The sequence below is a fragment of the Nesterenkonia sp. CL21 genome (assembly GCF_031705515.1).
In the GTDB taxonomy this organism is placed as follows: domain Bacteria; phylum Actinomycetota; class Actinomycetes; order Actinomycetales; family Micrococcaceae; genus Nesterenkonia; species Nesterenkonia aethiopica.
In genome coordinates, this window is the sequence record NZ_JAUTWR010000001.1 from 578,180 (window position 1) to 598,790 (window position 20,611).

The 20,611-nt window shown below is 67.8% G+C and carries 26 protein-coding genes, 1 tRNA gene and 1 pseudogene; 26 read left to right on the top strand and 2 right to left on the bottom strand.

From position 1 onward, the window contains the following. The first annotated feature begins 155 nt into the window (after positions 1-155). The 6 genes from Q7C18_RS02545 to Q7C18_RS02570 all read left to right on the top strand — a co-directional run bounded on the left by Q7C18_RS02545 (position 156) and on the right by Q7C18_RS02570 (position 6,413). Positions 156-719, top strand: coding sequence for a YceD family protein (locus Q7C18_RS02545; protein WP_311023998.1), 564 nt, complete (start codon positions 156-158; stop codon positions 717-719). A 73-nt stretch (positions 720-792) separates the two neighbouring features. Beyond that, the gene (gene rpmF / locus Q7C18_RS02550; RefSeq protein ID WP_070161041.1) at positions 793-996 is read left to right on the top strand and encodes a 50S ribosomal protein L32; all 204 of its coding nucleotides are present in this window, start codon (positions 793-795) and stop codon (positions 994-996) included. A gap of 68 nt (positions 997-1,064) precedes the next feature. Further along, complete coding sequence (gene rnc / locus Q7C18_RS02555; RefSeq protein WP_070161054.1) at positions 1,065-1,748, top strand: ribonuclease III; 684 nt, start codon at positions 1,065-1,067, stop codon at positions 1,746-1,748. A 19-nt stretch (positions 1,749-1,767) separates the two neighbouring features. After that, complete coding sequence (mutM, locus tag Q7C18_RS02560) at positions 1,768-2,826, top strand: bifunctional DNA-formamidopyrimidine glycosylase/DNA-(apurinic or apyrimidinic site) lyase (RefSeq protein ID WP_311024000.1); 1,059 nt, start codon at positions 1,768-1,770, stop codon at positions 2,824-2,826. Positions 2,827-2,946: 120 nt separating this feature from the next. Continuing rightward, positions 2,947-4,215 carry an LCP family protein gene (locus Q7C18_RS02565; RefSeq protein WP_311024001.1) on the top strand — a complete coding sequence of 423 codons (1,269 nt, stop codon included), beginning with the start codon at positions 2,947-2,949 and terminating at the stop codon, positions 4,213-4,215. Next, a complete protein-coding gene (locus Q7C18_RS02570) occupies positions 4,212-6,413 on the top strand; it encodes a glycosyltransferase (RefSeq protein ID WP_311024002.1) in 2,202 nt (733 codons plus the stop codon). Before Q7C18_RS02565 ends, Q7C18_RS02570 begins: the two co-directional genes overlap by 4 nt. Here the strand turns inward: Q7C18_RS02570 and Q7C18_RS02575 are convergent. Further along, the gene (locus tag Q7C18_RS02575; RefSeq protein ID WP_311024003.1) at positions 6,379-9,780 is read right to left on the bottom strand and encodes a glycosyltransferase family 2 protein; all 3,402 of its coding nucleotides are present in this window, start codon (positions 9,778-9,780) and stop codon (positions 6,379-6,381) included. The two genes, Q7C18_RS02570 and Q7C18_RS02575, sit on opposite strands and share 35 nt — an antisense overlap. Positions 9,781-9,890: 110 nt before the next feature. Here Q7C18_RS02575 and Q7C18_RS02580 point away from each other — a divergent pair. After that, positions 9,891-9,964: transfer RNA gene (locus Q7C18_RS02580), tRNA-Gly, on the top strand. 122 nt (positions 9,965-10,086) lie between these two features. Here Q7C18_RS02580 and Q7C18_RS02585 read toward each other — a convergent pair. After that, the gene (locus Q7C18_RS02585) at positions 10,087-10,749 is read right to left on the bottom strand and encodes a site-specific integrase (protein WP_311024004.1); all 663 of its coding nucleotides are present in this window, start codon (positions 10,747-10,749) and stop codon (positions 10,087-10,089) included. A gap of 596 nt (positions 10,750-11,345) precedes the next feature. On the opposite strand from Q7C18_RS02585, the gene Q7C18_RS02590 reads away from it, so the two are divergent. From Q7C18_RS02590 to Q7C18_RS02675, 19 genes and pseudogenes are all read left to right on the top strand, one after another. After that, a complete protein-coding gene (locus tag Q7C18_RS02590; RefSeq protein WP_311024005.1) occupies positions 11,346-11,615 on the top strand; it encodes a hypothetical protein in 270 nt (89 codons plus the stop codon). Continuing rightward, entirely contained in the window at positions 11,596-12,459 is an 864-nt protein-coding gene (locus tag Q7C18_RS02595) for a PD-(D/E)XK nuclease family protein (protein WP_311024007.1), read from the top strand. The genes Q7C18_RS02590 and Q7C18_RS02595 overlap by 20 nt, the downstream gene beginning before the upstream one ends. Positions 12,460-12,518: 59 nt before the next feature. Then, complete coding sequence (locus Q7C18_RS02600) at positions 12,519-12,959, top strand: hypothetical protein (protein WP_311024009.1); 441 nt, start codon at positions 12,519-12,521, stop codon at positions 12,957-12,959. A gap of 89 nt (positions 12,960-13,048) precedes the next feature. Further along, entirely contained in the window at positions 13,049-13,294 is a 246-nt protein-coding gene (locus tag Q7C18_RS02605) for a hypothetical protein (RefSeq protein WP_311024011.1), read from the top strand. Between the two features lie 58 nt (positions 13,295-13,352). Next, positions 13,353-13,802 (top strand): hypothetical protein, encoded by a 450-nt coding sequence (locus Q7C18_RS02610; RefSeq protein WP_311024012.1) that lies wholly within the window; start codon positions 13,353-13,355, stop codon positions 13,800-13,802. Next, on the top strand, positions 13,799-13,978 hold the full coding sequence (locus Q7C18_RS02615; protein WP_311024013.1) for a hypothetical protein: 180 nt from the start codon (positions 13,799-13,801) through the stop codon (positions 13,976-13,978). Before Q7C18_RS02610 ends, Q7C18_RS02615 begins: the two co-directional genes overlap by 4 nt. Beyond that, positions 13,975-14,469 (top strand): hypothetical protein, encoded by a 495-nt coding sequence (locus Q7C18_RS02620; RefSeq protein ID WP_311024014.1) that lies wholly within the window; start codon positions 13,975-13,977, stop codon positions 14,467-14,469. Before Q7C18_RS02615 ends, Q7C18_RS02620 begins: the two co-directional genes overlap by 4 nt. Further along, the gene (locus Q7C18_RS02625) at positions 14,466-15,107 is read left to right on the top strand and encodes a hypothetical protein (protein ID WP_311024015.1); all 642 of its coding nucleotides are present in this window, start codon (positions 14,466-14,468) and stop codon (positions 15,105-15,107) included. The genes Q7C18_RS02620 and Q7C18_RS02625 overlap by 4 nt, the downstream gene beginning before the upstream one ends. Next, complete coding sequence (locus tag Q7C18_RS02630) at positions 15,104-15,481, top strand: hypothetical protein (protein ID WP_311024016.1); 378 nt, start codon at positions 15,104-15,106, stop codon at positions 15,479-15,481. Before Q7C18_RS02625 ends, Q7C18_RS02630 begins: the two co-directional genes overlap by 4 nt. 10 nt (positions 15,482-15,491) lie before the next feature. Continuing rightward, on the top strand, positions 15,492-16,286 hold the full coding sequence (locus tag Q7C18_RS02635; protein ID WP_311024017.1) for a DnaB-like helicase C-terminal domain-containing protein: 795 nt from the start codon (positions 15,492-15,494) through the stop codon (positions 16,284-16,286). Between the two features lie 36 nt (positions 16,287-16,322). Further along, entirely contained in the window at positions 16,323-16,838 is a 516-nt protein-coding gene (locus Q7C18_RS02640; RefSeq protein ID WP_311024019.1) for a crossover junction endodeoxyribonuclease RuvC, read from the top strand. Continuing rightward, positions 16,838-17,035: a hypothetical protein gene (locus Q7C18_RS02645; protein WP_311024020.1), complete on the top strand. Its 198-nt coding sequence runs from the start codon at positions 16,838-16,840 to the stop codon at positions 17,033-17,035. Before Q7C18_RS02640 ends, Q7C18_RS02645 begins: the two co-directional genes overlap by 1 nt. 41 nt (positions 17,036-17,076) lie before the next feature. Further along, a pseudogene (locus tag Q7C18_RS16745) lies at positions 17,077-17,229 on the top strand (CHC2 zinc finger domain-containing protein); the annotation flags it as partial. Positions 17,230-17,254: 25 nt separating this feature from the next. Continuing rightward, the gene (locus tag Q7C18_RS02650; protein WP_311024022.1) at positions 17,255-17,917 is read left to right on the top strand and encodes a toprim domain-containing protein; all 663 of its coding nucleotides are present in this window, start codon (positions 17,255-17,257) and stop codon (positions 17,915-17,917) included. A gap of 22 nt (positions 17,918-17,939) precedes the next feature. Then, on the top strand, positions 17,940-18,617 hold the full coding sequence (locus Q7C18_RS02655) for a hypothetical protein (protein ID WP_311024024.1): 678 nt from the start codon (positions 17,940-17,942) through the stop codon (positions 18,615-18,617). Beyond that, positions 18,614-18,847 (top strand): hypothetical protein, encoded by a 234-nt coding sequence (locus Q7C18_RS02660; RefSeq protein ID WP_311024025.1) that lies wholly within the window; start codon positions 18,614-18,616, stop codon positions 18,845-18,847. The genes Q7C18_RS02655 and Q7C18_RS02660 overlap by 4 nt, the downstream gene beginning before the upstream one ends. Continuing rightward, positions 18,835-20,073, top strand: a complete 1,239-nt coding sequence (locus tag Q7C18_RS02665) for a hypothetical protein (protein WP_311024026.1) — start codon at positions 18,835-18,837, stop codon at positions 20,071-20,073. The genes Q7C18_RS02660 and Q7C18_RS02665 overlap by 13 nt, the downstream gene beginning before the upstream one ends. 38 nt (positions 20,074-20,111) lie before the next feature. Beyond that, positions 20,112-20,249 carry a hypothetical protein gene (locus Q7C18_RS02670; protein WP_311024027.1) on the top strand — a complete coding sequence of 46 codons (138 nt, stop codon included), beginning with the start codon at positions 20,112-20,114 and terminating at the stop codon, positions 20,247-20,249. Continuing rightward, entirely contained in the window at positions 20,246-20,605 is a 360-nt protein-coding gene (locus tag Q7C18_RS02675) for a hypothetical protein (protein ID WP_311024029.1), read from the top strand. The genes Q7C18_RS02670 and Q7C18_RS02675 overlap by 4 nt, the downstream gene beginning before the upstream one ends. Positions 20,606-20,611: the final 6 nt, after the last annotated feature.

The window sequence follows — 20,611 nt, forward strand, 5'->3', positions numbered from 1 at the left end:
CGTCAGGGCGGTCGCCGAGCCGCCCAGGTGCTGACGGGTCGCGACACGCCTGGAAGGGCGCCGTCCCAGGATTCGTCAGCGGCGCATCGTGTGGGATAGACTGGCACGTCGGTCCACAGGATCGAAGTGTTCGTCGTCCTCAGGGAGTGTCCACCGTGGTTGCACCGCGCGGAAGCCACCTGGTGATCGATGTGAAGGAGCTCCGGGACAGGCCCGGCACCCAGCAGCATCTCACCAGGACCGTCGGCGTGCCCGCGGAGTTCTCCACAGTGCTGGTGGGATTCCGCCAGGGCGAAGACCTCGAACTGGACCTGCGGCTGGAGTCGGTGCATGAAGGTGTGCTGATGACCGGCACCGCCTCGGCACAGGTGGCCGGCCAATGCGGACGCTGCCTCGATGAGCTGGGCTACCCGCTCACCGTGGACGTCATGCAGCTGTTCACCTTTCCGGAGCGCGCCGCTCAGGCGTCCGGAGAGGCTGAGGACGAGGACGAACGCCTCATCGGCGACGACCTCACGATCGACCTGGAGCCGGTGCTGCGGGACCTGATGGTCTCGGCGCTGCCGTTCCAGCCGGTCTGCCGCGAGGAATGCCCCGGGCTGTGCTCCCAGTGCGGTTTCCGCATGGAGGACGACCCCGAGCATTTCCACGAGCAGATCGACCCCCGCTGGGCGGCCCTGGCCGACCTGCGGAACGGGCTGGACGAGCCCGAAGACTGACCGAGACTCCATCGGGGAGGGGCGAGCGTCCCTCCTGCTGACCTGACCGACACCGAGAGAGAAGAGAGACACCGTGGCTGTTCCGAAGCGGAAGAAGTCCCGTGCCAACACCCGTCACCGTCGTTCGCAGTGGAAGGCCCAGGCGCCGACGCTGGTCAAGACGGTCGAGAACGGTCGTGTCGTCTACAGCCAGCCGCACCAGGCCAAGCTCGTGACCGACTCGGCCGGCACCCCGCTGTTCTACGAGTACAAGGGTCGCAAGGTCGCCGACGCGTGACCTCAGCGGCTCCTTCCGACGGTCCCGTCGGAGCGGACGACCATGAATCATTGGTGAAGAGTCTCGGGGTGCACATCGCCCCCGAGACTCTTCGCTGTGCCCTGACGCACCGGTCCTACGCCTACGAGAACGACGGGATCCCCACGAACGAGCGCCTCGAGTTCCTGGGCGACTCGGTGCTGGGCTATGCCGTCACCGACTATCTGTTCCGGACGTATCCGGACCTCTCCGAAGGTGACCTGGCCAAGCTGCGCTCTGCGCTGGTGAGCACCCGGGCGCTGGCGCGCATCGCCCGAGGCCACGACGTCGGCCCGCACATCAGTCTCGGAACCGGCGAGCTGCGGACCGGGGGACAGGACAAGGACTCCATCCTCGCGGACACCATGGAGGCGCTCATCGGAGCCGCCTACCTCTCGACCTCCTTCGAGACCGCGCGGCGCCTCGTGCTGCGACTGGTGGTGCCGCTGCTCTCCGACGCCCAGGCCATGAGCGCCGGTAAGGACTGGAAGACCACCATCCAGGAGATCTCCGCACAGCGTGACTTGGGCGAGGTCCGCTACGTGATCGAGGATTCCGGCCCCGACCATGACAAGACGTTCACAGCCACGCTGACCATCGGCGGCGAGTCGTATGCCTCCGGCACCGGCAAGTCCAAGAAGGAGGCCGAGCGGGAGGCCGCCCGCCTGACCGCTTCGACGCTGTCCACCGGCTCCGACGGCGACGACGTGCTGCGCGCCGTCCTGGACCGCTGACCCTTCGGACCCGAACGCCATGCCGGAGCTTCCTGAGGTCGAGGTCGTCCGACGCGGGATCGCCGACTGGGCGACCGGCCGGGTGATCACCGCCGTCGACGTCCATGACGAGCGCAGCCTCCGACGGCACGAGCCGCGGATCCCTGCAGGACCGGAGTCCGCAGTCGGCACACCGCCTCCCCTCGGAGAGGATTTCCGTACCCGGCTCGTGGGGCGGCTGCTGGAGATTCCGCAGCGGCGCGGCAAGTACCTGTGGATCCCGCTCGGGCCGTCGCCGGCCGACGAGGGTCCCTCGACGTCGCAGGACGCCGCCTCCACGGCCACCGCCCGCCCTGCCGTCCCTGTGGCGGAGGAACAGCCCTCCGCGCTGCTGGTGCATCTGGGGATGAGCGGCCAGGTCCTTGTCGAGGACCGCGACGCTCCCGTGGAGAAGCACCTGAAGATCTCGTTGGACCTCAGCCCCCGTGCCGGGGCTCCCGAGCAGCTGCGCTTCGTGGACCAGCGGATCTTCGGCGGTATGCAGGTCAGCCCTCTCGTGCCGGCCGACCACTGGTCCGGAGCCGTCCCTGCTCCGGTGGTCCACATCGCTCCGGACCCGTTCGAGGACCTGGTGTCCTCGGAGGGGCCGGCGGCGGAGGAGACCGCGGCAGAGAGGCTGTTCCGGGCACTCCGACGCCGGCGTTCCGGGCTCAAGCGCTCGCTGCTGGACCAGACGCTGATCTCCGGGATCGGCAACATCTACGCGGACGAGGCGCTCTGGAGAGCGCGGCTGCATTTCGCCCGGCGCACCGAGACCATCACCCGGGCTGAGGCTGGCCGTGTCCTGGCCGCCGCCCGCGAGGTCATGGAGGAGGCGCTGGCCGCCGGAGGGACGAGCTTCGATGCGCTCTACGTCAACGTCAACGGTGCCTCGGGCTACTTCGACCGGTCCCTGGCGGCCTACGGTCAGGAGGGCCGGCCCTGTCCCCGATGCGCTGGAACGCCCCGCGCGGGCGTGATCCGGCGCACAGCCTTCATGGGGCGATCCTCCTACTGGTGCCCCACATGCCAGCCCAGACCTCGGCGCGGACGCTGGTGACTCTCCTGCGGTCCGCTAGCATGGCTGGGATGGTCGCGGGGCGGCAGGTCGTTCCGCGGCTCTGCGGCGTGCGCACCGGCTCGCCGATCGTCCGATCGTTCCGTTCCGAGGGGAGGCCCCGTGGCCGACCATGACTCCGCCGCAGGGCGACAGCCTCACCGGCCCCGCCGGGCCAAGCGGCTCAGCGAGACCGCTGCGTCGGCCGCCTCCGCATCCGAGGCTGCGCCGACCCGCCCGTCGGCCGACGCCTCGGACGAGAAGCGGACGCGACGACGCCGGCGCCGCCGGATCGCCGGCTGGTCGTTGGTCGCTGTGACCGCAGTGGTCGTCGTGGCGGTGGTCGCCGCCGGGCTCTATCTGCGTCAGCTGCAGACTGACTTCGACGAGAACCGCAACGTGCTGCAGATGGACCTGGAGGACGAGACCGCCGACCGCACCAACGACGGCGTGATCAACATGCTGCTGCTGGGTTCCGACAGCCGTGGTGAGGGCCTCGACCTGGCGGAGGTCAAGGGTGAGGACGGGGAACGCTCGGACACCATGATGTTCGTCCACATTCCGGCCGACCGCTCCGGGGTCTACGTCATGTCGATCGTTCGGGATCTCTGGGTGGACGTCCCCGGGCATGGAGAGGGCCGCATCAACTCGGCCCTCGACGCCGGGGGGTACGAGCTGGTGATCGACACCGTCGAGGAGCTGCTCGACACCCATATCGACCACATCGGGATCATCGACTTCGACGGCTTCGAGGAGCTGACCACCGCACTGGAGGGTGTCTACGTGGACAACCCGGTCGCGTTCTCCGCGGGCCAGCTCAACCCCTCCTTCTACCCGGAGGGCACCATCCGTCTCGAAGGGTCGGACGCGCTGCGCTATGTGCGCGAGCGCAAGTCGTTCCTCGAGGGCGACTTCATGCGCGTGCAGAACCAGCAGCGTGTGGTCCAGGCGATCGTCGACCGCTTCCTGAGTGCGGACACCCTGACCAGCCCGCAGCGGATCTCCGACGCCGTCAACAGCATCGTCCCGTACCTCTGGATGGACGAAGGGCTGGACTCCGGCACCGCGGTGGACTACGCGATCCAGCTGCGGGACCTGCGGTCCCAGGACATCCACATGTTCACCATCCCCACCGGCGAGCCGACCGTGACCTCCGGCGGAGCGCAGGTCCTGCTCAAGGATGAGGAGGCCCTCGAGCTGCTGAGCCGCTCGCTGCGCCAGGAGAACATGGACGGCTTCTTGGAGTACCTGGATTCCCAGGAGGAGCAGGACGCGCCCGAGGACCTCACGGTGGACCCGATGGAGGACCAGGAGCCGGGGCAGGGTGAGCTCACCGAGGAGGAGTCGGCGGAGGGCCTCGTCGAGGATGGGGCGGAGGTCACTCAGCCGTGAGGCGCCTGCAGCTGCTCACCCATTCCTATTGGCCCGAATCCACGCCGCCGCAGCGACGCTGGCAGCGGCTCACCGCGTCCTTGGTGGAGGAGGGGTGGGACGTCGACGTCGTCACCCCCTCTCCGGACCCGCGGCTCACCCCGGATCGCGGCCCGGCAGGGGAGCCGCCCCGGTCGGCCGCGTCGGGCCCGGCCGGGGAGCGGGTCCTGCGGCTCCCACGCGTCCTGCTGCCGAACTCGCGGATGGGGAGGTTCGCCTCCGACGCCGTCGCCTCATTGCTGATGGCACCGCGGGCGCTGATGGCGCGCCGCCCTGACGTCGTCGTGGCCACGGTGCCCGCCCTGCCGGTGATCTGTGCGGGCTGGGCGGCGGCACGCCTGCGGGGCGTGCCGCTGGTGGTGGACATGCGGGATGCGTGGCCGGAGCTGGCCCGCGAGGCCGGTGTCCGCGCCGGGCCTGCCGGACGACTGATGGAGGCTGTGGTCACCGGGGTGCAGCGCGACGCGGACCTGGTGGTCACGGTGACGCAGGGCTTCGCCCGACGCCTGGCAGAGCGGGGCGTGGAGCGGGTGGCCACGGTCAGCAACGGTGTGGATCTCGACGGCGTCCCGTCCCTGGAGCACCGTGAGCGGGAGCCCGGCAGCCTGCGGGTCGCCTACCTGGGCAATCATGGAGAGAGCCAGGCCCTGGAGTCCGTGATCGACGCCGTCCGCGCGGTGCACGCCGCTGGAGAGGTCACGGTGACGCTGCGCCTCATCGGCTCCGGGACCCAGAAGCCGCGGCTGCAGGAGCGGGCCGGCGACTGCCCGGCCATCGAATTCCATGATCCCTGCCACGGCGAGGCCGTGTGGGAGCACTGCCGCTGGGCGGACACGCTGCTGGTGAGCCTGCGCACCGACTGGGCCTCCTTCGCCTGGACGGTGCCTTCGAAGACCTTCGAGCTGCTCGGTCTCGGCAAGCACATCACCGCCGCGGTGACCGGGGAGGCCGCCGAGATCCTGCGGCAGGCAGACAACGTCACGGTGCTCGATGACGCGGTGCTCGATGACGCGGTGCTCGACGGCGCCGACGCCGACGCCGGCTCCTGCCCTCGGACCGCTGATCGCGCCGACCGGCTGGCGGCGACCTTCACGGACCTGGCCCGGGACCCGGCCTCCACCCCGATCTCCCGGAGCGGGCGTCGCTGGGTGGCCCAGCACGCGGATCTGCCCGGCCTCGGTCGCCGCTACGCCGGACTGCTCGCCGACCTCGTCGGAGACACCGCCGAGACGGTCGACCCGCGAGCTCGCAGCGCGCGCGGCCCGATCGACTGGGACCGGCTGTGGATCTGTGTGTGCACCTATCGGCGCAACGATCTGCTGGCCGAGCTCCTGACGTCCCTGCAGGCCCAGCGGGCGCCGCAGAGGCCGCATCTGCTGGTGGTGGACAACGATCCGGACGGCGGCTCCGAGGAGACGGTCCGGCGCCTCTGGCCCGGGGCCAGGTGGGTGCACCAGCCACGTCCCGGGATCGCGGCGGCGCGCAATGCGGCTCTCGACGCGCTGCCGGACGATGCGGATGCCGTCGTGTTCCTCGACGACGACGAGCGGGCCCATCCGGACTGGCTCGCGGCGCTGGTGCGCACCGCAGATCGGTCAGGAGCGGACACGGTCTCCGGTCCGGTGCGCTCCGTGATGCCGGCAGGTGCTCCCGCAGAGGCTGCCGGTGAGGGCTTCATCCGCCGCATCGATTTCCCCACCGGACCGTGGAGGTATCGACCCGCCACCAACAATGTGCTGGTCCGTGCGGACTGGTTCACCGGTGAGCCGGCGTTCCGGTTCGACGAGGACTTCAACTTCAGCGGCGGGGAGGACTCCGAGCTCTTCGGGCGCCTTCAGGCCGCCGGCGCCACCAGCTGGTGGTGCGCCGAGGCCGTCGTGGAGGAGGACGTTCCCGCGGAGCGCGCCACCCGCGAGTGGATGCGCGCGCGCGGAGTGCGCGCCGGACATGTCCGGGCGAAGAAGGCCGTCAAGGCCGGGAACTCGGCCGCCCGGATCACCGGCGAGGCCGTGGCCCGCATCGGGCTGGGCGCCGGCCGCGTGGCGCTGAGGCGTCTGCGGGGTCAGTCTGTGACCTATCAGGACAGCCTGTGGCTGCGCGAGGGAGTCGGGATGGTCCAGGCCGTCACCGGGCGCGCCCGCGAGGAGTACGCTCGCTGAGCTCCTCGGCCGTGTCCTGCGGAGCGACGGCGTGTGTCGCTGGGCGCTGGGGGGACGGATCCTGCGCTGCGGTGTCCTGTGTCTCCGTGTCCTGTGTCGCGGAGTTCCGGGCCGCGGGGTCCTGTGGCACGGACTTCCGCGCGGCCGGGCTCTGCAGGGCTCGGTCCACGGCATCTTCGGCGGCCATCACCGACTCCCACGGTCCGTCGGCGGCCTCGAGCCTGCGCTGGTCCTCCCGAAGGTCGGCCATCATGGCGAGCTGCGCCGTCGGCTCCGGCTTGATCGTGCGCCGGTAGACTGCGCCGAGGGCACGCCCGGGCGGGGAGCCTTTGAAGGAGCCGACCTTCGCGGAGGCCTCTGCGCGCAGACGGTCCCGGGCCGCGCCGAGCGCCGGGCGCAGCGCCGCCGGGGCTGGGAGACGCCCCCGGAGGACCTGCTGCGGGTTGGCCAGCCCGAAGAAGCGCAGCGCCTTGGGGGAGCGCCACCGGTGGGACCAGGGATCGGGGACGTACTCCATGATGATCTGGCGGAGGATCTCTTCGGCCTCGCGGCGATGCACCGGGGCGACACGCGTCAGCTTCCACAGGTACCAGGTGACCAGGAAGTGCTCGAACCGGGTCTCCAGGTAGTCCTGCATGAGGCCGGTCTCGCGCAGCCAAGCCGCGCGCGCGGCCTCCAGGATCTGATACTTCCGGAAATACTTGGGAGTCACCACATTGACGATCGAAGTGTCCACGGCGCCGTAGTACACGTAGACCGGGTCCGGCACCGCCACGTAGGCCTTGGTGTGGTGCAGCATCTGCTGGAAGAAGAAGGTGTCTTGGCCGGTGGCGCCCACCGGCTGGGTGAGGCCCAGACTCTTGAGCCAGTACGTCCGGGCCACCAGTCCTTCGATGCTGGCGGGCCGGAACTTCACCGCCCGCAGGGACCCCGCCTCGGGGCGGCGAAGACCGTCGGCCTCGGGGATGCCGGCGTTGAGCCACCGGTGCACGTCCAGCACGGTGCGTCGGTGGGTCCAGGTGATCTGGGTGCCGAGGGCGAAGTCGGCCTCCTCGGCCTCGTGGAGGCGCTCCATGAGGTGGATGTAGCCGTCTTCGTGCTGCTCGTCGTCGGGATCCAGGTAGGTCACGAACGGCGTGAACGTCAGCTCCAGCCCGGTGTTGCGGGGCCGGGAGGCGGAGCCGGATCCGCCGGGAGCGTGATGGAACGCGGAGACGTTCGGGTAGGTGCGGGCCAGTTCGTCGACCACCGCCGCGGTGGTGCCGTCGGTGGACCCGTCGTCGATGAGCAGCACATGCATCTGCTCGAAGGAGGCCGATCGCCGCAGCGAGGCGAAGGCCTTGTGCCGCAGATGGTGTCCGTTGTTGTAGATGGGCACGATGACCGCCAGCTGCAGGGCATGGTCCTCGGCCGTGCTGCGGAACATCCGCCGGGCCGCCGCCAGACTGTCACCCTCGGGCGTCCGCTCCTTGAGCGCCGGCTCCTCGTCCGAGGCTGAGACCTCCAGGGGGTGGAGTCGATCTGCCTGGCGCCTGTCCGTCCGGGGCTGGACGGTCGACTGCGGATGGACCCGATGCTGAAGGTGGTCGAGCGCGTAGGCACGTTCGTCCTGCAGGGCGGAGGCCAGCTGCTGGGGCCCGGTCAGAGCTCGGCGGGACAGCGATCCCTCCGCGATGCGGTCCGCGGGGCGATGCACGGCTGCGAGTTCGAGCGCGCCGGCCTGCCCACCCAGCAGGTCGAAGCGGTGGTGGCGGTGGGCGAGAGGATCGGTGGAGGCGGCATCGCCGTCGAGCTTGACGGTCAGGCCCGCAGACTGGAATCTCAGCGCGGCGGTGTGGTCGGCCACGTACTCGGGGTCGTAGCGTCGGGCGGGGGAGACCGGCAGCAGGATCTCGGCCTCGGCGGCCCGCTGCGGGAGCTCCTCCCAGCTGACCACGTCGACCGCGCCGCGGCTCTGAGTCGCGAAGTCCGTGCGCAGCTGCTCGGTGGGGGCTTCGGCCACCGCGAGCACCCGTTCACCGGGCAGCTCCACAGTGAGGCCGACGATGCGGGCCAGCCGCGCCAGCAGGTCAGCGCCGTGGTTCTCGAGGAACACCTGGCGGACGCCGTCCCCCTGCGCCCGGCGGAGGGTCTCCAGGTCCAGGTCCCGCAGCGAGGCCGCCACCTCCGTCGCGGAGTTCGCGATGCGCACCTGCGGATGGTAGGAGTTCAGACCCTGATTGTAGGTCGAGAGGACCAGGGTGCTCGCCGCCTGGAGCTCGAGCGCCCGGTTGGCGAACATGGTCTGGCTGGCCAGCACGGAGTTCAGATTGATCGCGACGTCGGTGACCCTCTGCAGATCCATGAGTCGGCGATGGTCGATCGCGGGCACGCGGTAGGGCCAGTACTCATAGGGGAGGAGCTGGTTGGGGGTCGGCACCTCGACGTCGTGATAGCGGTCCACCACGGCCAGCGGACGACCGGCCTGGAGCACGCCGTCGAAGATCCAGCGCGCGTAGGCGGCCCGCTCCGGGTACTTCCGGCCCATCCAGGAGCCGGCGAACAGGACCGGGCGGCGGGCCGAGGACCAGTTCGGTTCCCCCGCGGCGGGCCGGGATCCGAGGGGGGAGTGCAGCAGCGGGTTGACCGCGAAGGGCATCACCTCGATGCTGCGCGCCCCGGGGCAGTCGTGCTGGTAGGACTCGACCATCTCGGCGGCCGTGGTGAGGATGTGCTCACAGGCGCGGGCGACGTCGAGGAACTGCCGGTAGTCCGGCGGATCCTCCTTGCCGTAGTAGACCGTGGGCACACCGGCTCGGCGGTAGGCCGGGATGAGGGTCTCGGTGAGCAGCCGGCGCCGTCTGCGCGCCTGCGCACCCGTCACGTCCCAGGAGCTGCCGTCATGGCCGCGCCAGGTGGCCGCCACCAGGAGCACGTCCACGTCATGCAGGTGACGCCGCCACGTGGTGGGAGTCAGCGGGATGAGCTCGGCGATCCCTGAGAAGGTGTCGAACAGGAACCGGTCACAGATGATGCCGATCCTCAGTCGGAGCCGCGGCCGGGTGGCGCCCTCCTCCGGCGAGGGCAGGGCGGCGGCTGCCTCGAGAGCCTCCTCGATGGCGCGGCGAGCCGTGGCGCGGGACTGGGCCGACTCGGTGATCGGCGTGTCGGCAGGGTCCTGCTCGGCGGCACGGGCACGCATGGCCGAGGCCCGGCGGCCATGGGCCTGGGCCAGCGGGGCCCAGATCTCAGGGCGACGGGTGCGCGCCAAGGCGGCGGCGGCGTCGTCATGCGCGGAGGCGGCGGTGATCAGGCTCGCCGAGGTGGAATCCTCGGGAGGCTGCTCCGTCGGATGCTGCTCCTCGGGGCGGGGAAGCTCTGAACTCATCACTGTCGAGGGTATCCCGACACGCGCCGGGATCGGTGGCGGCGCGTCGGTTTTGGCCTCAGCGGAGCGCATTGCTAAGCTGGGTGATCGTTGCGACGACGGTCGCGAACGGGGATGTAGCTTAATGGTAAAGCTTCGGTCTTCCAAACCGACGACGCGGGTTCGATTCCCGTCATCCCCTCCACGCTAGAACCCCCGGAATCATGCGGAAGTAAGCGCATCGAGGGGGCATCCCACGAGGCCCCATGACCACGCGAAATACCCCCTCGCACAGGGTGTCATGGACACATTGTGGACACACAGAGGTCACGCTGCGCGGTACGCGGCGTCGAGCTGTCCGGCCATGTCGAACAGGTCTCGGTCGAACATTCCGCCGTACGTATCGAGGGTGAGCATCGCCGTCGCGTGCCCCGCCAGCCGTTGGACCACCTTCACGTTGGCGCCGGAGGCGATGGCGATGCTCACGGCGGTGTGCCGCAGGTCGTGGATCACGATGGAGGGAAACAGAGGGTCCTCTGCCTGGCACTCCTCGATGGCGGGCTCGAGCACCCGCTCCCGGAACCATCCGTTGCGCAGGACCCCTCCGCGAGGCCCACGCCACAGGAGGTCCATGGGGTCCACCTCCGGCAGCTTCTCAGCAACGCTGGGGAGGATCGGGACCGTTCGCGGCTCCTTGCTTTTCACCTGGCCGAGCTCGAGCCTGCCGTGAACGTTGGACCAGGCGCGCTCGATGCGCAGTCGGTCGCCCCTCACGTCGCCTCCCCGCAGGGCCGTAAGCTCCCCCCAGCGGGGGCCGGAGGTCCCTGCCAGTAGGATCAGCCCCTCCCACTCTCCCGTCGCCCCGGCGAGGCGCTTGAGCTGGCTCATGGTCAGCGGGCTATGCGGACGCTTGCGGCGCGGGGATGGCAAGCCCTCCTGCTTGCCCAGCCTGCCGAGAACGGGGTTGGAGTCGATCAGCCTGAGCCTCACGGCATGGTCCATGATTCGCCGCAACAGCTTGCCCGCCTCAGCCCGAGGCCGAGGGCCAGCAACGCCCCCTCCGCGCCTCGCGGGCATGGATTCCACCCACTGCTCCACTTCGCCTGTGCGAACGGCGGAGAGGGGCACGAGGCCCCATCGGGGCTCCACGTATGCCCTCCAGGACCACTCGTAGTCCGCCACTGTGCGCGGAGAGGCGGGTCCACGGCCATCCGTCCCCACCTGAGTCACGCGCTCAAGATACTTCGGCCAGACCATGCCGACTGTCGTTCGTTGCGCAAGTGCGGGGTCGGTGGCGCCCGCGCTGGACGCCTGGCGCCTGGCGTCGGAATCGTAGTCCAGTGCCTCTCGCTTGGTGGCGAAGCTCTTGCGCACGCGACGTCCGGCGCCGTCTCGATAGTCGACAGTCCAGGGCTTCTTGCTGTTCCGGGGATTCTTTTTCACTGCCATGAGGCAAGAGTATGACGTGTCATTGGCATGTCGTCAATCACGCAAGTGTCGGAGGATGGCGCCCAACGACGGCCATATACCGTCCACCGGCTAGCCATTGTCACCGTATAGTTGATAGCCGATTGAGAGGAGATGTCATGTCACGACTGAAAGTTCCCATCCATCTTGAGCGGGCTGCCACCTGGCTCTCCGGGGCCAGCGTCGTCCCGCTCCTTTACCTCCCATTCGCTGGCGACCACAAGATGTGGTTCACCCTGGCCTGGCTGGCGCCGCTGGCGACGGCGGTGGTCCTCTTCGCCCGAGCCACATGGCTCCGGGAGGAGATGGAACCCCTGCTGCGCGAGATGCACGAAGCGCAGGCCGAAATCTACGAGGAGGAGGCCAGGCTTGGCCGAAGCCACGACTGAGGGCGCGCCCCACAGGAGCGTCAGTCAGCTGAGCAGCTACGCGAGCTGCGGTGAGGCATTCCGCCTCGAGCGAATCGCCAAGGCGCCCGCCCGCCCCGCCGCCTGGTTCGTCCAGGGGCACGCAGTGCACGAGGTCATCGAGCACTGGGAGAACAGCGGGCGGGGAATGCGGGTGGAGGACCTCGAGGACCTGTACCTCACCAGCTACCGCAACGAGGCCAACAAGCTCGTAGAGGCGTGGCCCGACGAGCAGCACTGGATGACAGGCGGGCGCAAGAAGGGGTTTGACGACCTCAGCGACCGAGAGGACAAGGGCTGGTGGCAGGTCCTCGAGTATCTCAACTGGGCCAGGACGCAGGATCACCTGTGGCGGGTCGTTGAGAGTGAGCGCAGCTTCGACCTCGAGCTGGGAGGCATCCCGGTCAGGGGATACATCGACCAGGTCGTGGAGTGGGGCGACGGCTCCATCGAGGTGCGAGACCTCAAGACCGGCGCCAAGACCCCAGCGTCCAACCTGCAACTCAGCGTCTACAAGCTGGCGCTAGAGCGGGCGGGCATGGAGGTCTCGCGGGCCAGCTACCTCAAGCTCCCGAACCCCAATGCGCGCAGTGCGGCGGGCAAGGAGTGCCAGCTCATCGAGGTGGACCTCGACGGCGAAGGCACCAACGGCGAGCAGGTGCTGGCGCAGATGTTCCGCGACGCCGACTACGGCATCCGGGAGCAGGTCTTCCTGCCAAACCCCACGGACGGCTGTGAGCGGGTCTGCGGCGTGGCCCAGTGGTGCCGAGCAAAGGGCCACATGGCCGCAGCGCAGGCCCACACAGCAGGACTCAGGAGCTACTGAGCTCCTGAACGACAACTTCATATCGGTTCATCACTACCACTTCAACTAGGGGAGATACCTTGAACGGATTCCTTTCTGCAGCACAGTCCGCCTCCGGCAAGTTCATCAAGCAGGGTCAGCGGTTTGCGAACCCCGGCGACTCCGTGACCCTCGAGGTTCGCGGGCACACCTCGCGCCCGAAGATGATCTTCGGCACCTCTGAGCCCGAGGTCGACAAGAACGGCAACCAGATCATGGAAGAGATGATCGAGGGCCTCGACTACGACGCCGAGTCGGAGGAGGAGGCGCAGGTCGTCCTCGCAGTCTCCAAGTTCGCCCAGAAGCGGGCCATCGGCAAGGCCCTCATGGACGCCGGGGTCTCGTCACTCGAGCCGGGCGGCATCCTCAAGCTCACTTACACCGGGCTCGGCACCCCGGCGCGCCCCGGCGCACACCCGCCGAAGCAGTTCGACGCCGAGTACACCGCCCCCGAGCCGGGCGACACTCCGTGGGGCGCATGACGCCACGCTGAGCGAGTCCAGGACCGGGAGGGTCACAAGCTCTCCCGGTCTGGGCCACCAGACTTCAACAACTAGGGGAGAGGAGCGCCATGCGCAATTGGGAGAGCGCATATGAGAGCAGCGTCCTGAGTGACGAGCCCGGCGAGTGGCTCGTGCGAGTGGAGGACGAGCTGAGCGGCGCCGAGTACGAGCTGACCGTGCTATCAAGCGCTGAGGACGGAGCCGTTGACGCCGCCCTCGAGGAGGCGCAGGCCCTGCTGGGTGACGAGGTCGCCCGCGCAGGCGAGGAGCGCGACTACATGCTGACTGCAGTGGGGGTTGAGCGCATTGGCTAGGAGCTGGAAAGAGCTGACACTCAAGGCCATCGCTGCGCTCGAGACGCATGAGGACAGCGTGGCAATCGGGGACTGGGAGGCGTACGTGGGCGACCTCTCGGACATTCAGGAGGAGGCCGACCGCCTCCGCGCTCGTGAAAAGCCGCAGGCGGTCAACTACCAGGTGCCCGTGCAGCTGACCTTCACCCATGGGGGCATCACCTACGAGGTGACGGCCCAAGAGGCGACCGCGACCCACGAGCACGAAGTCCAGGGCGCCCCGCTGACGCGCATGGAGTTGGAGCTGGGGGGCGTGGCCTCCTTTGCCCCCGTGAGCGTGGAGGCGCAGTCCCTTATGCGTGACGAGGAGGTCGTCCACGAGTTCGAGGTGGGCTACCTGGCAGTGCTGGGCGGGGTCGACCAGCTCGTGGTCATGAACGTCTGGGCCACCGACCATGGCGAGGCCATCTACGCAGCAGAAGCAGAGGGCGCCGAGCGCATCGAGTACGTGAGGAAGGTGGACGAATGAACATCGAGATTAAGGCGTGGTGGTCCATCGAGCAGGACCGCAGGGGCTGGTGGGCGAAGCTCACGACCAAGCCGAAGGGTGGCGGGGAGGTGCTTGACGCCGATTACTTCGAGACGCTGCTCGGGGCGGTTGGCCACATCGCTCGCATGGAGGCAGAGCAAGGGGAGGGTGCATGAACATCGACGTCTTTGAGGAGAAGCTGAGCCACTTCGCCACGCTGAGCCGAGTGGCTGGCGAGCTCGAGGGGCTCGGCAGTGACGACTCTGCTGAGCGGTGGCTCGAGAGCGCCAGGCAGGTCATGAACGAGCTGGCCGAGATGGCCAGGTCGACCAACGAGGCCCTCGTCGTGGCGTACGCGCAGTTGCGCGAGAGCCAGCCCCTACCCACGTCCTGGAGTGCTGACAAGCTGACCGTGGATGGCTCCATTCGGGCTGACCGCATCGTGGTCGAAAAGCCTGCGCTCGAGGACATGGGCGAGGGGTCGAAGATTCGGATTCTCGAGGTGGACCGGGAGTGGTCCACAAACTCCGTGGTGCCAGTGGTGGCAGAGCATGACGGCACCAACACGGCCCCGTGGCGCATGGAGAGTCCAGTGGGGTTCATCAGCAACATGTTCATCCTCGACTACGAAGTCATTGAGTTCATCCCCAAGAAGGAGGACGCATGAACACGAGCGAACTGACACGAGCGCTGGCGAAGGAGCGCGTGGACCACGCACTCGCACTGGCCCAGTGGTCCGGCATGCAGGCCGAGTTCGGCAACTCAGAGCTCGCCTCCAGCCTGTCCGAGGATGCGGCGCGGGTTGGCCTGAGCATCATCGAGCTGCTGCCCGAGGAGGAGGAGTCCTTTGAGGTCGAGCTGGAGCTCGAGGACGAGGAGGGCGAGACCCTCACCCTGGACTTCGAGCTGGATGACGCGAATCTCGCCGAGTTCGAGAGCTTCTTCATCGCCGAGGGGGACGAGGTCGGCGCATCCGTCCGCCTGATCCCCGTGGGGCAGGCCCGCGAGGTGGCGCCCGATGCGGACTTCGAGCAGGCCGTGCGAGACGCCGCCGCCGAGCAGCTGGGCAAGAGCCTGCCTGCGACGAAGCCCGCGCTCAAGGACATGGGCCAGGGCTCCCTGATCCTGATCCTCGAGCTGGACGCCCAGCAGGCGGACAACTATGGCCAGATCGACCTCCCGGTCGAGGCGATGCACGACGGCGACCCCGGCATCCAGTGGGAGGTCGAAGGGATCGGCTGGCTGGACTCCGGTGACATCCTCGACTACGAGGTTCTTGAGTACGTCCCGAAGGAGGATGCATGAGCGAGGGAGTATCAACCCCCTATGAACTGACCCTGAAGGCGGACAAGGGCTACGACGCACCGTGGCTGCGCATTCAGGCCGAGACGGTGGAGCAGCTGCATGACCGCGTGAAGGCCGTGCAGGAGGGCGCCGTGTTCTCCACGCTGGGCAATGCGGCGAAGGACTTCCAGGCTGCGTACCAGCTCGGCAAGCAGCTGGGCGCGGAGCCTATGAGCCCGCCGCAGGAGAAGAAGCCCGCACCGGCTTCCGCGAAGCCCGCCGAGACCAGCGAGTCTCCATGGCCGAGCGAGCCCGGCCTCACCGATGAGAAGCCCAAGGAGGAGGCGAAGCCTGCCGCTGCTGGCGGTCGGCCGAAGCCCGCCTGGAAGAAGTAGAGGAGCCTCGTTGGCAAGTCTGATTCAAGCACTACGCAGGACTGCCGACGCGGGGGAGCCGATCAAGTCCCCACTCCAGGGGCTCGAGCGGCTCGGAGCCACCATTCGCCGGGGTCAACTGACACTCATTGCTGCTGGCCCCGGCGGGCTCAAGACCCTCCTGACTCACGCCATGGTCCACCACGGCGACAAGACGGGCAAGAACTCGGTGCTGTACTTCAGCGCCGACACCGGCCCGGACGTGATCTACAAGCGCGCAGCTGCACTGGCCACTGGCTACGAGCAGTCCGAGGTTGAGCGCATGGAGGAGGCGAAAGCCTCCGAGGCCATCCAGGCCAAAGTGCTGCGCGAGTCCTCGCACATCGACTTCGACTTCACCACCTCGCCCACGCCCTCGTATATCGAGCGGCGACTGGATGCCTACGTGGAGCTCCACGGGGCCTACCCCGAGGTGATCGTGGTCGACGTACTCAAGGACCTGTCGGACCCGGAAGATGCGGACGAGTTCCGCGCTCTCGAAGACGCCACGCAGTTCCTGCGCAACCTGGCGTTCGAGACGGGCGCGGCCTGCATCGCCCTCCACCATGTGGGCGGCGAGTTCGAGAACGGTTCTGCCAAGATTCCGCTCTCCGGCGTGCGCGGCAAGATCACCAAGACCGCCAGTCTCATTCTCACCCTTCACAGGCCCGAGGAGCAGTACCTCCACGTGTCTGTGGTGAAGAACCGGAATGGGGCGGCGGACGCCAGCGGTGGACGCATGGCGCGACTGAGGGTTGACCCCGGTCGGATGCGCATAGAGGAGTGACGCTCCTCGAAACAACTAGGGGATACACAAGTGAAGATGAGCAAGTACGTGATGGGTCTTGACCTGTCACTCACCTCAACGGGTGTCGCAGTCGTGGACTGGGAGGACGCCATGACTATGGCGTGGACCCTCCCGCTGGACCGCAAGGTCAAGGGCGACTATCGCCTGGTGCACCTCAGCAAGGACCTGGAGGGCCTGCTGCGACAGTGGGAGCCCGCTCTGGTGGTACTGGAGGACCTACCTACCCACGCCAAGAGCGCAGGACTCACGGGCCGGGCGCAAGGCGTGGCACGAGAGGTCCTGCGGCGACTGGACGTGCCGTACATGAGCACCTCGCCCGCCACCCTCAAGAAGTCCGCCACCGGCTCCGGCCGGGCCGACAAGCAGGGCATGCGCGAGGCCGCAGAGATGCAGTCGGCGCGGGCTCGCAGCATCCTGTCCAACTCGGACGAGGTGGACGCCTATTGGCTGGCCCAGATGGGCCTCGAGTACATCGGGCTGGAGAACAGCCTGATCTACCCGGAGGTCGTCAAGCTCAAGGAGGAGAAGTGATGATCGTTTTGTCTTTCGCAGTTCTCGCCGGGCTCGCAGCGGCATTTGTCGGATTCATGCTGTGGGCGGTCGGCGAGGGGATTGTCTTCAGCGACACAGTGTCCGACGCGGGGATTCTCACCATCATCGGCGGCGCGATGCTCGCTGGCACGGCACTCCTGGGCATGGCCGGAGCCTTCATCCTCGCAACCTTCTAGGGGGCGGCGTGGCGGACGAGAAGCCGGACATCCGCCAGGTCGTGGAGCACTACTACGACCTGACCGTCCACCAGTCCCACGGGCGCGTGAAGGTGAACTGCCCGGTCCACCTCGACCGCCACGCCTCCGCGTCCGTGGACGTGACCAACAATCGAGCCCGCTGCTTCGGCTGCGACTGGGGCGGCGACAGCTTCGACATCATCATGAGGGAGGAGGGCTGTGATTTCCCGACCGCTAAGCAGCGAGCAGAAGAGCGAGCTTGGCTCACAGGCGACGGCATATCAGGCCCAGCTGCAGGACCATGGGGAGGCCATGGAGTACCTGCTGAGTCGCGGCCTGACAGAGCAGACCGTCGCAGACGCCAGGCTCGGGTACGTAGGAGACGCCGCTCCTGAGCACCAGCAGGTGCAGGGCCGCATCTCGATCCCATACCTGACCACCTCGGGCGTGGTGAAGCTCCGCTTTCGGGCCATGCCCTCGAGTGGGGCGAAAGCGAAGTACATGGACCTCGGCGGCGCCGACGTGAAGATGTACAACGCGCTGGCGCTGGCCCGAGACCAGACCGGCAGCACCGCGTACATCACAGAGGGCGAGATGGATGCCCTGATCGCCCAGCAGCTGGGCTACACCGCAGTCGGCATCGCAGGGGTGCAGGGGTGGCGCGACCACTTCGGCCTCATGCTCGACGGATTCGAGAACGTCGTGATCCTCGCGGACAACGACGACAAGGGTCAGGGCGCAGAGTTCGGCGACATGCTCGCCAGCAAGCTGGGCAACCGCAGCGTGAAGGTGGTCCTAATGCCAGCCGGGCACGACGTGAACAGTGCCTACGTGGACGGCGGGGCCGAGAGCCTCCGTGACTGGATTCAGGGCTCCTTCTGAGCCCGCAACAACTAGGGGAGACATGACCGAGAAGAACACTGCTGAAGCCCAGGCCGATGACGAGAAGGTTGAGCCCATGCTAGGCCAGCACGCTGACCGCGCATGGCACCCGGACGGGGTCAACGGCTTCACCGTGGGGCTCCGCTTCGTCCCGTTCCTGAAGCGAGTCTTCGCCCGCCTGTGGTCAGGGGTGAAGCGAGACCGCTACGAGGTGATCCTGGAGACCGGAAGCCGGAACCAGTTCATCCTCGACGGAGGGTGGCGGCTGTCGCCCCGCATGAGCCTCGTGGAGCTGCTGGCAGAGAACGAGGGGCCGAGCGACCTCGTGGAGACGCTGAAGTTCATCGCAGCTGCCTCCGACGTGGACGCCCTGCACCCCCTGGCCGTGAACCAGGCAGAGCTGCAGCGCTACCACTCGCTGGTCACTCCGGGGGCGGTCGTCATCCTCGATGACGACGTGGAGGCGTACACATTCGGCCTCCAGCGCGTGCTGATCCCCGAGGGAACCCGCGTCGAGGTGACGGACGTCCTCTTCGACAGCGACAACACCATCGTCATCGAGGATGCATCGGGGGAGAAGGCAGCCGTACGAGCCTTTGACGTCACCCCTGTGATCCTGGCGGAGGTCGACGGGCGCGACCAGAACCGCATGCACGTCTGGAACGGCGACGACTGGACCTACGCAGGGGAGGCTGAATGAGCTTGGCGGATGAGCTGGATGAGATTGGGCCGGACGCTCGCGGGGATGCGGTGGCGCGGGCGCTCGGCCGACTGAGCCACGAGGACTGCGCGGCGTGGCTGGGAGCCCTGGACTCCGGCGACTACAAGCACACGACGCTGGCGCGACTGCTGAATCAGTACGCCCACTCCAGCGTGACGGGCCGACAGGTTGGCCACTTCAAGGAGAAGAGGGGTGCATGGCAGTACTGAAGGAAGAGCTCGAGGCCACAACGCAGGCCCAGCTCCGCAAGGAGGCTGAGGCCCAGATTCCGAAGGCGTGGCGGGCTCGTGAGCGAGTCCGCGAGGACGGCTCCAGGGAGATCGTCTCCCGCCCCTACAGCGACGCTGACGGGGTCACCGAGGAGTCCCTGCTGCGGGACCACGGCTACGACCCGGAGCACTACATGCTCCCCAATGGGTGGAAGCAGTCCTCATGGACGGCCTATCGCCCGGAGGCGTACCGCAAGGTGAGCGAGGGCGAGGATGACCTCGACGCCTTCACCTTCACGGCTGTGGCCTACAAGTTCGACGTGGTGGAGCGCACCAGCTCCAAGTCGGACATCGAGGGCCTGCTTCGGATGATCGAGGGTCTTCCCGTCATCACAACCCTCGGCAGTCGCAACTTCTCGGGCGGAGCCTTTGTTCATGCACTGGGTGACCCTCAGCTCTACAAGCTCGAGAGCCCCGTCGAGGAGACCGCCCAGCGGGTCATTGACCACATTGACATGGGCGTGGAGAGCTACATGGACATGGGGCCACATCGCCCCGGCCATGTACACATCGCCTGGCTGGGCGACTGCATCGAGGGCGTCGTCTCTCAGGGCGGCAAGAACCGTTGGCGGACCACCGGCACCCTCACCGAGCAGGTGCGAGTGCTCCAGCGGCTCATGATGTACGCGATCAAGGCGTACGCCCCGCACTGCGAGAAGCTCACCGTGGCCTCCGTGCCCGGCAATCACGACGAGGCGTCGAGCCGGGACCTCCAGACGCGGATGGACGACTCATGGGCCGTGCAGGCCCTGGTCTCCGTGGAGGATGCCATCGCCTTTTCCGAGTCAGACGCCTTCAGACACGTGGAGTGCTACGTTCCGGGGCCTGACCAGCAGTCGGTGGTGCAGGAGCTTGGCGGTGCCATCGTCTGCCAGGTCCACGGCCATCAGTTCCGCATCGGCAAGGAGTACCAGTGGTGGCAGGGCCAGACGTTCGGAGGCCAGCCGGAAGGCAGGGCGACGATCCTGCTGCATGGCCACCAGCACCACTTCACCGTCGAGGAGCAGGGCCAGCGCATCCGCATTGGCGCCCCGGCACTCGAGACGGAGAGCACGTGGTGGAAGCACAAGACGGGCACGCCGGGCAACCCCGGCTCCCTGTTGCTGACGATCAACGGCGGGCGCATTCAGTACATGGAGCGCCTCACGACCAAGGGGGATGAATGAGTCGGGCTGGAAGTGTGCAGGACTGGAAGATCATGTGCATGACCGGATTCACGCTGGGGGTTGCCAGCAACGGCCTGATGCACCCGCCTTCAGAGGAGACTCTCGAGGCATTCGAGAAGCTGCTGGATGGACTGATTGAGGCCGCGAAGGCCGAGGAGCGCAAGGAGGACGCATGAGTGGGAACTACGACAGCATCGAGGACCTGCCGAGATATCACCGCGCCGATGCCGAGCGTGTCGGGCTGAATCAGACTCTCCGTGACGCCAATCATGAGGCAGCCACGATCCTGGACCTCATCGACCTGGAGAAGCGGATGGAGGATGCTCTCGGCAACGAGCGAGTCTTTATGCGCCGCCAGTTCGATGACCGCGAGGCGGACCCGAGGGACTGGTCGGTGACGCGGCGGACCTTGCATCCCAACCTGGAGGATGAGCTGGATCGCACTGACAAGGTCAGCGTTTGCGCCGCCGTGGCGAGCGGGCTCTCCCTCATCCTCGGCCTCGTGGCCCTGCTGCTCGCAATCTTCCTCTAAGGAGCT